At 66.5% G+C, this 12,747-nt stretch carries 13 protein-coding genes; 2 read left to right on the top strand and 11 right to left on the bottom strand.

Going from position 1 to position 12,747, the window contains the following annotated elements:
* Positions 1 to 68: 68 nt before the first annotated feature.
* From CHB74_RS12975 to CHB74_RS12950, 6 genes are all read right to left on the bottom strand, one after another.
* A complete protein-coding gene (locus tag CHB74_RS12975) occupies positions 69 to 1,367 on the bottom strand; it encodes an ATP-binding protein (protein ID WP_089220056.1) in 1,299 nt (432 codons plus the stop codon).
* A 7-nt stretch (positions 1,368 to 1,374) separates the two neighbouring features.
* Positions 1,375 to 2,130 (bottom strand): response regulator transcription factor, encoded by a 756-nt coding sequence (locus CHB74_RS12970; protein ID WP_089220055.1) that lies wholly within the window; start codon positions 2,128 to 2,130, stop codon positions 1,375 to 1,377.
* Positions 2,131 to 2,249: 119 nt separating this feature from the next.
* Positions 2,250 to 4,700: a CoA transferase gene (locus tag CHB74_RS12965; RefSeq protein WP_089220054.1), complete on the bottom strand. Its 2,451-nt coding sequence runs from the start codon at positions 4,698 to 4,700 to the stop codon at positions 2,250 to 2,252.
* A 52-nt stretch (positions 4,701 to 4,752) separates the two neighbouring features.
* Positions 4,753 to 5,553: an SDR family NAD(P)-dependent oxidoreductase gene (locus CHB74_RS12960; RefSeq protein WP_089220053.1), complete on the bottom strand. Its 801-nt coding sequence runs from the start codon at positions 5,551 to 5,553 to the stop codon at positions 4,753 to 4,755.
* A gap of 3 nt (positions 5,554 to 5,556) precedes the next feature.
* Positions 5,557 to 6,453 (bottom strand): NAD-dependent epimerase/dehydratase family protein, encoded by an 897-nt coding sequence (locus tag CHB74_RS12955; protein WP_089220052.1) that lies wholly within the window; start codon positions 6,451 to 6,453, stop codon positions 5,557 to 5,559.
* Positions 6,454 to 6,475: 22 nt separating this feature from the next.
* Complete coding sequence (locus CHB74_RS12950; RefSeq protein WP_089220051.1) at positions 6,476 to 7,303, bottom strand: SDR family NAD(P)-dependent oxidoreductase; 828 nt, start codon at positions 7,301 to 7,303, stop codon at positions 6,476 to 6,478.
* Between the two features lie 119 nt (positions 7,304 to 7,422).
* Here CHB74_RS12950 and CHB74_RS12945 point away from each other — a divergent pair, with 119 nt between their 5' ends.
* Complete coding sequence (locus CHB74_RS12945) at positions 7,423 to 7,782, top strand: winged helix-turn-helix transcriptional regulator (RefSeq protein WP_089220050.1); 360 nt, start codon at positions 7,423 to 7,425, stop codon at positions 7,780 to 7,782.
* A 55-nt stretch (positions 7,783 to 7,837) separates the two neighbouring features.
* Here the strand turns inward: CHB74_RS12945 and CHB74_RS12940 are convergent, their stop codons facing one another.
* The 5 genes from CHB74_RS12940 to CHB74_RS12925 form a co-directional block, all read right to left on the bottom strand.
* The gene (locus tag CHB74_RS12940) at positions 7,838 to 8,779 is read right to left on the bottom strand and encodes an SDR family oxidoreductase (RefSeq protein WP_089220049.1); all 942 of its coding nucleotides are present in this window, start codon (positions 8,777 to 8,779) and stop codon (positions 7,838 to 7,840) included.
* A gap of 145 nt (positions 8,780 to 8,924) precedes the next feature.
* A complete protein-coding gene (locus CHB74_RS22035) occupies positions 8,925 to 9,098 on the bottom strand; it encodes a hypothetical protein (RefSeq protein WP_179220833.1) in 174 nt (57 codons plus the stop codon).
* 61 nt (positions 9,099 to 9,159) lie between these two features.
* Positions 9,160 to 9,537, bottom strand: coding sequence for a hypothetical protein (locus tag CHB74_RS12935; RefSeq protein WP_144033794.1), 378 nt, complete (start codon positions 9,535 to 9,537; stop codon positions 9,160 to 9,162).
* Between the two features lie 405 nt (positions 9,538 to 9,942).
* Positions 9,943 to 11,388 carry an AMP nucleosidase gene (locus CHB74_RS12930; protein ID WP_089220047.1) on the bottom strand — a complete coding sequence of 482 codons (1,446 nt, stop codon included), beginning with the start codon at positions 11,386 to 11,388 and terminating at the stop codon, positions 9,943 to 9,945.
* A 55-nt stretch (positions 11,389 to 11,443) separates the two neighbouring features.
* Entirely contained in the window at positions 11,444 to 11,926 is a 483-nt protein-coding gene (locus CHB74_RS12925) for a peroxiredoxin (RefSeq protein WP_089220046.1), read from the bottom strand.
* A gap of 160 nt (positions 11,927 to 12,086) precedes the next feature.
* On the opposite strand from CHB74_RS12925, the gene CHB74_RS12920 reads away from it, so the two are divergent.
* Positions 12,087 to 12,647, top strand: coding sequence for a YqgE/AlgH family protein (locus CHB74_RS12920; protein WP_089220045.1), 561 nt, complete (start codon positions 12,087 to 12,089; stop codon positions 12,645 to 12,647).
* Positions 12,648 to 12,747 lie beyond the last annotated feature (100 nt).

The following is a 12,747-nucleotide window of genomic DNA, read 5'->3' as shown; positions in this document are numbered from 1 at the left end:
TTCCTTGCTAACAGAGGAAATGGCAGCGCCGCCACATGGGATTGCTTTTGCGGCGACGTTTGCAGCTATCATTTGACGACGGGAATGACGATCGTGGCGCGCAGGCCGCCTTTCGGCCGATTGGCCAGCGTGACCCGGCCGATCCCTTCCAGCGCGCGCTTCACGATGGCGAGGCCGAGGCCGGCGCCGCCGCTTTCCCGGCTGCGCGAGGCATCGAGGCGGCGAAAGGGTTCGAACACGCTTTCCATCTCGCCTTCCGCGATGCCCGGCCCGTCATCGTCCACGGTGATGCGAATGGCATCGTCGGTGCGTGCCAGCGATACGCGGGCCTGGCCGGCATGGCGCAGCGCATTTTCGACCAGATTGGCAACCGCGCTGCGGATGCGAAGCGGCGGCAGCGTGGCGGACAGGCGATCGGGCCCGTCATATTCGGCATCGGCGCCCGTATCGGCGGCATCGTCGACGATGGTCATGATCGTCGAAGCAAGGTCGATCGGTCGCGCGGCTTCCGGCTCCGCACCGCGCAGATAGCCGAGCACGGAGGTCATGAAGGCCTGCATCTCGTCCACGTCGCGCAGGATCGCGTCGCGCGTCTCTCCCGGTTCCAGCGCACCGGCACGCAGCCGCAGCCGGGCGATCGGCGTCAGCAGGTCGTGCGAAACGGCGGCCAGTGCCTGCGTGCGATCGTCGACCAGCGCGATCAGCCGCGCCTGCATGGCGTTGACGGCACGGGCGAGGCTGATCACCTCCTCGGGGCCTTCCTCCGGCACCGTGATCGGTTCGCCGAGCCCGGCGCGGGCCGTTGCGCGGGCCAGCGCGCGCAACGGCTCGGCCAGCGCGCGCAGCAGCAGCAGCGTCGCCAGCAGCACGCCGCCCGTCAACATCAGAAGCGAAACCAGATGGTTGCCGAGCGTCGGCACGCGCGCCGTGCGGCCTTCGGTGCGGAAGCCCAGGCGCGATCCGTCGGCCAGCCGGATGGTTCCGCCGACGCCGCCGCCCGGTTGCTCGGCAAGATGGATGTCATGCCCGGCGAGACGCGGCTCGAGCTGCGTGAGGCGCGCGCCGATGCCGTGGGGCCGGGTGGCGCCGATGGTTGTCGCCTCCGCCGGCCAGCGCAACCGCAGGCTGTCGGTCGACAATTCGGTCGCGGCGGCACTGCGCCGTTCCGGGGGGAGCGCGCCGATCAGCCGGTCGGCCAGCACGAGCCGGCCGGCGATCCGCTCCGCCTGGCTGGACGCGACCAGATCGGCTTCGGCGCGTTTGTAGAGCAATTCGCTGCCGAAGAAGGACAAGGCCGTCGTGACGAACACGACAAGCGCGATCTGCCCTGCCAGCCCGAAGGATAGCAGGCGCGTGATCTTTCCCACCGGCGCGTCAGCTCCGTTCCACGTCGGCGGCCAGCATATAGCCGCGGCCGCGCACCGTGCGGATCAGATCCTCGCCATTGTCAACGTCGCCCAGCTTGCGCCGCAACCGGCTGACCAGCACGTCGATGCTGCGGTCCGATGCCTGCGCGCGGCGCGCGCGCGACAGTTCGAGCAGGCGTTCGCGGCCGATGATCCGATGCGGCTGCTGGACAAGGATGGCGAGCAGATCATGCTCTGCGCCCGACAGTTCGACGGCGGCGCCATCGGGCGCGAGCAGGGTGCGACGGCGCAGATCGAGCGTCCAGCCGGCGAAGCGGGCGATATCGCCGCGCGACGCCGTCGTCACCACCGGCGTGCGGGCGCGGCGCAGGGCGGCGCGGACGCGGGCGAGCAGTTCGCCCCGGCTGAACGGCTTGGCGACATAGTCGTCCGCGCCGCGATCGAGCCCGGCGATGCGATCCGCCTCGCCACCCAGCGCGCTGACCATGATGATCGGAATGCCCGGGTGGCGGGCGCGGATGTCGCCGATCAGATCAAGCCCGGACCGGCCGGGCAGCATCACGTCGAGCATGACGAGATCGATGCCGCCGGCATCGAGCAGCGGCCACGCTTCTTTCTCGTCGCGGGCGCCCAACGCCTCGATCCCTTCGCCGTGCAGTGCGCGGACGAGCAGCACCCGCATGCCCGGATCGTCTTCGACGATCAGCACGCGCGCGGGGGCGTCGGTTGTCGGATCGGCAAGGGCGGGATCGGTGTCGGTCATGGTGCGCGGCAATCTCTAGAGCGATTCCGCGGCGGATGGAATCGTCTGCTGGCCGGGAAAACGCAGTAGCGCAAAAAGATGGGTGATGTGCCTATGGCACGACGCCCGCCGGGTGGGGATCACCCACCCGCCGCGCTGCGCGCATAGAGCCCATCGATCGCGCCTTGGTCCAACCCTGCTTCGGCAAGGATTTCGCGTGTCTGCTGGCCGAAAGTCGGCGGTGCGCCACCCGGACGGATCGGCGTGCGTGAAAAATCCAGCCCGATGCCGAACAGATCGAGCGTGCCGAGCGTGGGGTGCCCTTCGGTGCGGGCGACCCAGCCGCGCGCCATCAGGTCGGCATCGTCGAAGATACGCCGCGAATATTCGGCATCGGCGATCTCACAGGGCACGCCCGCCGCATCGAGGCGGGCAAAGGCGGTGTCGGATGGCTGGTCGACAAACCAGTCCGCCAGCCGGTTCGCCAGAATCGCGTCATTATCGGCACGAAGGCCCGCCGTGGCGAAGCGCGGGTCGCTCGCCAAACCGGGGATGGCGCGGGTAAGCGCCTGCCAATGGGCGTCGGACAGCACGGCCAGGCACAACCAGCCATCGGCGGCGCGATAGAGGCGATAGAGGGCCGATAGTCCCAATTGGTCCGCATCCAGCCTGGGCCGATCGAACCGGCGACCCTCCGGCGTCGTGAAAACGCGGCTGTTGTTGAACAGCGACGCGTTGAGGATCGAGGTGTCGACCATCTGACCGCGCCCGGTGCGCTGGCGATGATAGAGCGCGAGGGTGATGGCGATCGCCGCGAAATAGCCATTGCCGAGATCGCCGCCGGTCAATGCGCCGAAGAAGGGGCGGCCGCCATTATCCATGCCGCCATCTTCCCAAACCGAGCCGCCGAGCGAATTCGCCGCCTGATCATGGCCGATCAGTCCGGCGCGCGGCCCATCCTCGAACCCGCGCGTATGGCAATAGATCAGACCGGGATTGGTGGCCTTCAGCGTCGCATAATCGACGCCCAGTCGTTCGGCGACGCCCTTGCGCATATTGTGGATCACCACGTCCGCGCCGTCGATCAGGCGGCGGACGGCGGCATAGCCTTCGGCGTCCTTCAGTTCGATTCGGGCGCTGCGCTTGGTGCGGTTCATCGCCAGCGCCATCGATGTCGGCATCCAGAAGCCCTGGCGGGATCCATCGATCTTGATGACATCGGCGCCAAGATCGCCGAGCAACTGCGCCCCCCATGGGCCGGCGACGGCCAGCCCGAGATCGACGACGCGGATGCCGGTCAACGGCCCGCGCGACAGATCGGCCTTCATCGGCTGCACGGGCGGCGGCATCGCGGTTCCGGCGATCATCTGGACTGCGCGGGTGTCGGCGCCGCGCGGCCGGGCAGGGGCCTTGAGGCGAACCGGGCAGTCGTGGAGCCTGAACAGGATGCCGGCCTGATGCAGCGGCCCCAGTTCCTCGTCCTCGACGATCGCGACCGAGCCGTCGGCGATCAGCAACGGATCGAGCAGGGCTTCCTCGGCCGGGCGGATCGGCTGCACGCAGCTGTCGCATTCGGCGGCTAGGCGGGCCCAATCGGCGGCGGGGAACTTGGCATAATAAGGTGCGGCTTCCGCCAGTGCCGCAAGCTGGTTGTCCAGGCTGGGCATGCCCGCCGTACGCCCGGCGGCGCCGTTGCGCGCCATCACGCGGGCCTTTACCTCCTCCGGGTCGGGGCGGACCAGTTCGTCGCCCTGCGCTGCGGCGATCGCCCAGTCGGGCGGGTTGGTCCATGTGCAGACCCAGCGATCGGCGGTCTTGACGATACCCCAGCCCTGCCGGCGATCGAGCGCGGGCAGCATGTAGCCGGGGGCATCGGGCCGCTCGGGGCGCTGCCAGCCGCAGGATTGATAGAGGATCGCGCCCTGCATCAGCGACGTCGCGACATGCTGGCCAAGCCCGCAAAGCTCGCGTGCGCGCAGCGCCGCGGACGCGCCCAGCACGGCGAGATAGGCGGCGGAGACACTGGGGGCGGGGCTTGCCGAAAAGATCGGGCCGGAGCGGGCGGAGCCGGTGCGGATCGCGTCTGGAACCGGTTTGACGCCGGATGGATCGGCATCGCGGCCGATGACGCGCTGGATGGAGCCGCCATCCCAGCCGCGCGCTTCGTGCATCAACCCCAGCCGGGCCTGGACCAGCGCGTCGATCGCCGGCCGCTCGGCATCGGCGGTGTCGGGGCCATAGCCGGTGATCGAAACATGGATCAGGCGCGGATTGGCGGCCGCCAGCGCAGCAGGTTCCAGCCCATATTCGGCGCTTTGCCCCGGTGCGAAATCCTCCACCAGAATATCAGCGGCGATCGCTAGCCGGCGGATGGTTTCCAGATCGTCGGGATCGTGGAAATCGAACACCGCGCTGGCCTTGCCACGATGCCAGATACGGCCGCCCTGGAGGACGTCTTCACCCGGATCAGCGCCCGCCTGTTCGATGCGGGTGACGGTGCCGCCATGATCCGTCAGCAGCATCGTCGCCATCGCGCCAGCAATACCGCGCGTGAGATCGAGGACCTTCAGCCCTTCCAGAACGCCCGTCATTCGCCTCTCCCCGTTATGGCCGGAGCTGGAGGCCGTGGCGGTTCTTCAAACGTCAGTGGCCGCCATCGACCAGGATGTCCGTACCGTTGACGTAATCTGAAGCGGGATCGGCAAGGAATGCAATGGTGTTGGCAATATCTTCCGGCCGGCCGAGGCGTCCGCTGTGGTTGGGCACGAACTTGCGCACCGCCCAGCGTTCGATTTCTTCCCAGCCGCCGGTGATGCCGTTGCGTTCGGCCATGCCAATGATCCACGGCCGGTTGCCGTCGGTCAGCACGAAGCCGGGGCTGACGCTGTTGGCGGTGATGCCCGTGCCCGACAGGGCCTTGGACAGGCTGACCGTGAGGTTGCGGATTGCGGCCTTGGCGCCCTGATAATCGGGGATGATCGGCATCGAAACGTCGACCACGCCGCTGGAAAGCTGGATCAGCCGGCCCCAACGCCGTTCCCGCATGGCGGACGTGAAGGCGTGGATCAGGCGGATCATCGATCCGACGTTGGAATCATAGGTCGCAAGCCAGTCGGCCGGGCTGGTGTCGAACCAGCCGGCCGTGCCGCCGCCTGCCGATTCGCCGCCGGCATTGTTGACGAGGATATCGACGTCGCTGACGGCCGCACGCGTCGCATCGACGATCGCGGCGGGGCCGGCATCGCCGGAAAGCTCGCCGATCACCACATGCGCCGTACCGCCCTGGGCGCGAATGGCCTCCGCCGTGGCGACGGTGCGGCCTTCGTTGCGGCCGTGGCACACCACGACCGCGCCTTCGGATGCTAGGCGGATCGCGGTCGCCGCGCCGATGCCGCCGCTGGCGCCGGTAACCAGCGCCGTCTTTCCTGCGATCCGCCCGGCCATCGCTTACATGTCCTTATACTGGTTGACGATTTCGTTCACCGTCCGCGCGATGTCGTTGCGGCGGTAGCCGAGCGTCGCGGTTTCGGCGGCATCGGGTTCGTAGAACAGATCGTTGCCGCGGCCGGCGAAGATCGCCGCATCCGGCAGCATCGGATGTTCCTGATCGAGCACCGGCGGCACATCGCGGCCGGCCGCCTTGAAGAACAGGCCGAAATAATCCTGGTAGGAGAGGTTTTCGTCGCCCACCAGATAGGCCTTGCCACCTTCGCCGCGTTCCAGCGCGCCTTCCACCGCTTCGGCCAGCGACTGGGTGGAGATGAAGTTGACGCCGCCGCCTGGTGCGAATTCCGGCATCGGGGCGAACTTGCCCTGCGCATATTGGGTGTAGGCGACGAACATCGGGACGATGAGGCCCGGCACGGTGCCGACCACGAAGGGCGCGTTGACGCTGACCGTCTTGAAGCCCGCGTCGTTCAGCGCGCGAATGCCTTCGCAGCTGTCCTTGCGCGATTCGACATAGCGGTTGCCGGCGACGAGATGGGGGGCTGCCTGCGGATAGAAGCTGCCGACGTTCACGGCCACCTTTACGCCGGCATCCTTCGCCAGCTTGAAGAAGCGCGGCACCGCGACCGAATTGACCTTCTTCCAGTAGGTTTCGTTATCCTCGCCTTCCGGAATATGGCGCACGTCCTGCCCGGCGCAGAAAACCAGCGCGTCGAACCCGGCGGGGAAGGCGGTGTCGTTGATATAGTCGACCTTGATGAAAGGCAGGTCGCCCAGCGGCGTGCCCGGGGTCGGCGGGGTGCGGCCGGCGATGCTGACATCGTGGCCCTTGGACTTCAGGTGCAGGGCGGCGTGGCCGCCGATCATGCCGGCGCCGCCGACGACGAGGATCTTCATTGCTTTGTCTCCGGTGTTCAGATCAGAAAATAAGGCCGTCGGTGGGAATGACGGGGACGTTGGTCCACTTGCCTTCCGCCGTGCGGTACCAGCCCGATGCCGCCAGCGCGCCGCCATCGATGTTGAGCGCGGTGCCCGTCATCCACGACGCGAGCGGGCTCGCCAGGAACAGGATGCCGCCCGCCATGTCCTCCGGCGTGCCGAAGCGGCCGAGCGGGATCCACTGCTTGATCGAGTCCTTGAACTCCGGCTTGATATACTGGCTGATGGCCACCTGCGGCGTATCGGTGGTTTCCGGCGCGATCAGGTTCACGCGGATGCCTTCGGGCGCCAGATCGAGCGCGAGGCTCTTGGTGAAACCCGTGACGCCGGTCTTGAACGCCGAATAGACGCTGTTGAACGGAATGCCGCGGAAGCCTTCGATCGACGAAACGCTGATGATGCTGCCGCCCGGCCCGCGCTTGCGGATCAGCGGGATCATCGCGCGCGTGACCGAGAAGATCTGGCGCATATTGGTGGCGTAGAGGCGTTCGATATCCTCGTCCGTGTGATCCTCGAAGCGCTTCACGATCATCAGGAAGTCGCCGACATTGTTGACCAGCACGTCCAGCCCGCCGAAGCGATCGGTGATCGTCTTGGCCAGCGCGTCGACATCGGCCTGCACCGTGACGTCGCCTTCAATGACGACATGGCTGTCGCCCAGTGCCGAGCGCACGTCGGCCGCGCGCTCTGCATCCTTCTCGATCGTGACGACCGTGGCGCCGGCCTTGGCGAAGGCTTCGCACGTGGCGCGGCCGATGCCGACGCCGCCGCCCGTGACGAGCGCAATCTTTCCCGCAAAGTCGATCAAAATGACTCTCCCGATAGGACTGTTCGTATTTTCCGGGAGGCTATGCTACGCACGAACCAGTGGCAACTAGGCACCTTTTGGGGTGAAGGTTACTTTTTGGAAACCATGGGATGCGACCGATGATGCAGGACGATTATCCGGCGCTGACGCTGGAGATCATGGATCTCGTGGGCGACAAGTGGACGCTGCTGCTGGTCTATACGCTGGGCGACGGGCCGCTGCGTTTCTCCGAACTGCGGCGCCGCGCCATGCCGATCAGCCAGAAGATGCTGGCGCAGACGCTGCGTGGGCTTGAGCGCCACGGCATGGTCGATCGCACCGTGCTGCCGACCGCGCCGCCGCAAGTGGAATATGCGCTCACCGATCTGGGGCAGACCTTTCTTTCGGCGGCGCGCGTGATCTGCCAGTGGACGAAGGACAATCTGGCCGAATTGCAGGAAGCCCGTTCCCGCTTCGACGCGCAGCGGTTGGCGGCCTGAAGCGGGCGTAACCGATCACGGCGGGCGGATCAGTGCGGGCGATCGGCGTGGCCGATCAGAGTGGGAAGCTGACGCCGGTCATCTGTTCCGTCACGTCCCACAGGCGCCGCGCGGCATCCATGTCCTGTCCCGGCCGCTTGATGGTGGCGGGGGCGGGCGGCCCCTTCATTTCACCGACGCCGTTGGGGCCATAGAAACCGCCGGCCTCTGCCTCGGGCGCGGTCGCCGCAAACAGCGTCGGCAGCGCGCCGGCCGACGCCGGCTGGCCAAGATAGGGCATCACCACCGACAGGATCGAGCTGACGATATGGTCGCCCATCCTGAACTTGCCCAATTGGCTGCGATTGGCGCCGATCGAGGTTTGCGCGACGCCCGGATGCACCGCCATGCTGCTGATCCCGGCGTTGCTGGCATCGATGCGGCGCTGGAATTCGCGCGCGAAGAGCAGGTTGGCGAGCTTGGTCTGGTTATAGGCGCGCTGGGAACGATAGCCGCGCTCGATCTGAAGGTCGTCCCAGTCGATATGGCCACGGCCGTGCACCATGCTGGATACCGTCACCACGCGCGGCGCCGGTGCGGCTCGCAGCAAGGGCAGCAACCCGCCGGTCAGCGCGAAATGGCCGAGATGGCCGATGGCGAAGGTGAGTTCGAACCCGTCGGCGCTGGTGCGGCGCTGGCTGATCGGCTGGATGCCGGCATTGTTGATCAGGATGTCGATCGGGCGGCCTTCGGCGACCAGCGCAGCGGCGAAATCCTTCACCGACTCCAGGCGACCCAGATCGAGCATGCGAAAGGAGGCATGGGCGTCGGAGCGAAGCGGGCGAATGCGCTCGGCCACGGCGCGGCCGAGTTCTTCGTTGCGATCGACGACGATCACCTCCGCGCCATGTTCGGCAAGCGCCCGTGCCGCTTCATAGCCGATGCCGCTGGCAGCGCCGGTGATCAGCGCCCGCTTGCCGGTAAGGTCAGGTATGTCGTTTTCGCCCCAGTCGCGCATCTTGCCCCCGCACTTGCCGGCACGGGCGGGTGCCCGCCAGCATATGCGTCTGGCTAGGGCCGCGCTGGCGGCGAGGCAAGGGGACAGATGGGCGTGTGCGAGCGGCAGTCAGGCGCCGGCAATGGCCGACGCCCGGTTTCCGCCGTCAATCGATGATGTCGACAACCGCGCCCGCGCTGGCGCCGATCGCGGCGCCCTTGCCGGCATCGCCCGCGATGGCGCCAATGCCCGCGCCGACGGCTGCGCCCTTGGTGGTGGCACAGGCGGCGAGGACCAGCAGCAACGTGCCGGCGATGATGGATTTGACCGGTTTCTTCATGGCCTTGTATCCCTATCCTGCGATGAGAGCTAAGCGTGTCGGCCGAAGCCGGCGCCCGGCCTCAACGTCCGGCCTTGACGACCCCCATCCAGAAGACGCCCAGAACAGGCGTATCCAGGCGCGACGGGTTCGATGCATACCAGCTGTCCAGCCGCTGCTGGATCGTTGCCATCGATTCCGCATCCACGGCGCGAAGATATTGGGATAGCGGCGCCTGATCGTCCGCCGTTCCCTTCTTCACCTGCAGCGCATGGTTGACCGCCAGGACGTTCGACACCCCGACGAGATAGGCCTGCTTCTGCTCGGCCGTGGATTTCGTCCAGAGGTGCCCGTCGACTTGGCGGACTTCGGCTTGCGCGGGGGCTGCCGCGAGCAGCGCGATCGGCAAAGCGGCAACGGACAAGAGGCGCAATGCCTTGAATTGACGTGTAAACATCATCAGACATCCCTTCTGCGTCGTCCGATAAATGTAACATTCATGCCAATGGTGATCGACAGGATTATTTCGTTTCCAGATCGACGAAGCCGGCTGTCAACGCCAAGGAGGCGAGGGAGATATTCGTTGCAATTCGGCGCGGATATTCATTCGCGAGTCTTATTTGATGTTGGTTTTTTTCTAGGGGCTTGGGGCGTGCATTGTTCGATGTGCCGCGCGTCGCATTCGTTTGGGGCGATAAATTTCCGATCGAGTCAATCGGTTATATAACGGAGCCTCCGGCGCTGCCCCAGCTTGGCACGGTTGGCATTGTCCCAAGCGGCAGTGCGCGCGCCGGGACATTCGCTAAAGAGTGAATGACAGCGAGTCGCGCCACATATCCGATGCTTCCGCAGCGGACTTCATCACCTATCGGAAGGGCGGCTCGTCGAAGGCGCGCAGCTTGCGGCTGTGGAGGCGCTCACCCGTCCGGCGCAGTTCGTCGATCGCGGCAATGCCGATGCGCAGATGTTCGCTGATCGCCCGTTCGTAGAAACGGTTGGCCTGGCCCGGTAGCTTGATTTCGCCGTGGATCGGCTTGTCGGACACGCAGAGCAGGGTGCCATAGGGCACGCGGAAGCGATAACCCTGCGCGGCAAGCGTCGCCGATTCCATGTCGATCGCGACGGCGCGGCTCTGGTTGAAGCGCAGCGCGGAGCGGGTGTAGCGCAGTTCCCAGTTGCGATCGTCGGTGGTGACGACTGTGCCGGTCCGCAGCCGCCGCTTCAGCTGTTCGGCGGGTTCGCCCGATACCTGCTCGGCGGCGGCGGACAGGGCCTGCTGAACCTCCGCGATCGCGGGGATCGGGATTTCGGGGGGCAGCACGTCGTCCAGCACATGATCGTCGCGCAGATATGCGTGGGCGAGCACATAGTCGCCGATCCGCTGGCTGGGGCGCAGGCCGCCGCAATGGCCGATCATCAGCCAGGCTTCCGGGCGCATCACGGCAAGATGATCGGTGATCGTCTTGGCGTTGGACGGGCCGACGCCGATATTCACCAGCGTGATGCCCGAATGATCCGGCGCGACGAGGTGATAAGCGGGCATCTGGTGCCGGCGCCATGCACTGTCGGAGATCGCCCGATCCGGATCGGCATTGCCGGCGTTCAATTCAAGCCCGCCCGCGCAGCTCAACAGGCGATAGGGGCCGTCTTCGGTTAGCTGAGTGCAGGCCCAGCGCACGAATTCATCGACATAGCGATGGTAATTGGTGAACAGGATGTAGTTCTGCACATGGGCCGTTGGCGTGCCGGTATAATGGCGCAGCCGCGCGATCGAGAAATCGACGCGCTGGGCATCGAACAGCGCCAGCGGACGCGGCTCGCCAGGGACGGAACGCCACAGGCCATCCGCGACTTCATCGCCGATATGGCGGAGTTCGTGCGACGGGAAGACGCGCGCGAGTTCGGCCGCGGCGGCGCCCGTCAGATCGACGTCGTGGCCGGCGTCGAGCACATAGGGGTAGGGGATTTCCTGCCGGCCGCGCGACACTTCCACCGCCGCGCCGAAATCGGCGACGAGCAGGTCGATCTGTTCGGCCAGATATTCGCGAAACATGCCCGGCTGGGTGACGGAAATGGCGTAATGGCCGGCGGCCGTAAGGCGCCCGAAGGCCCGCATCGGATGATGCCGCGTCGCGCCGTCATAGCGCAGATGGAGTTCGGGATAAGCGAAAAGCCCTGCGGCGCGCGCGGCGGCGTCCGGGGTTTCGCCCGTCGCGACATAGCGGCCGAGCGCGGTGCGCAACGCTTCGACCGAGGCGCGATAATGGGCGTTGAGCTGATCGACGAGGGCGAGGCTGGCTTTGGTCGCGATGGCCCTTCTCCCATATCTTGTGGGCCGCCACCCCGAGGCGGCGGCCCGATCACCGTCAGAGCTGGCCGAGCATATGCTCCGCCGTGCTGACCTTGAACTCGCCCGGCTGTTCGACGTTGAGCTCGGTCACGACGCCATTGTCGACGATCATCGAGAAACGCTGGCCGCGCGTGCCGAGGCCGAACTTGCTGCCGTCCATGGTGAGGCCGACCGCGTTCGCGAAGTCGCCATTGCCGTCGGCCAGCATCGTCACCTTGCCTTCGGCGCCGGCGCCCTTGCCCCAGGCGCCCATCACGAACACGTCGTTGACGGCCGTGCAGGCGATCTCGTCCACGCCCTTGGCCTTCAGTTCATCGGCCTTGTCGATGAAGCCGGGCAGGTGCTTGGCTGAGCAGGTGGGCGTGAAGGCGCCGGGGACGGAGAACAGCGCAACCTTGCGGCCGGCGAAGAAATCGGTGCTGGGCACGGCTTCCGGCCCGTTCTCGGTGGGCTTGGTGAAGGTGGTTTCGGGAAGCTTGTCGCCCGCCTTGATCGTCATATCGGCATCCTTTCTGGTCAAGAGTCGGGATTGATCTACGCCAGTGGGGTTGCAGTTTGAAGCGGGGTCGAACGCGGACGCATGCGGCACGGTGCGGAAGTTGCGGTGAGCGGAGGCGTGGGCAGTGGACCTTTCCTCGTCCATGTTTGTAGATGACAGGATGAACGCGCCTGCCTTTCTCAGCGGCCAATTGCTGCTTGCGCTGCCCGGAATGGGCGATCCGCGTTTTTCCCGGGCCGTCATCGCGATGTGCGCGCATGACGAGGAAGGGGCGCTGGGCATCGGTATCGGCCGGCTGATGCCGCGCATCCGCCTGCACGATCTGCTGGCGCAACTGGATATCGACCCCGGCGAAGCGCCCGATGCGGCGATCCATGCCGGCGGGCCGGTGGAGCCGCAGCGGGGCTTCGTGCTCCATGGCCTCGATTGGGGCGGGCAGGATACGCTGCATGTCGGCGGGGCCTGGGGGCTTACCTCGACGCTGGACGTGCTGCGCGCCATTGCCGCTGGCAAGGGCCCGTCGCGCTGGCTGGTGGCGCTCGGCTATGCCGGCTGGGCCCCGGGCCAGCTTGAGGAGGAGATGACCGGCAACGCCTGGTTCACCGCGCCCGCCAGTGAAAAGCTGCTGTTCGATACGCCCGTCGAGCAACGCTGGCCGGCGGCCTTCGCGGCGACCGGCGTCGACGTTCGCCTGCTCGCGCCCGAGATCGGGCACGCCTGAAGCGTTAGGCTGTAGTGACGATTTAATTATTTGATCCAGAGCATGATGCTGGCGAGTTTGACGAAGCCGAGGAAGTTGGCGGCGAGCTTGTCGTAACGGG

The organism is Edaphosphingomonas laterariae, from assembly GCF_900188165.1.
Classification (GTDB): domain Bacteria; phylum Pseudomonadota; class Alphaproteobacteria; order Sphingomonadales; family Sphingomonadaceae; genus Sphingomonas_E; species Sphingomonas_E laterariae.
Note: the sequence above shows the minus strand (reverse complement) of the source record. Positions and strands in the feature narration are given on the sequence as shown.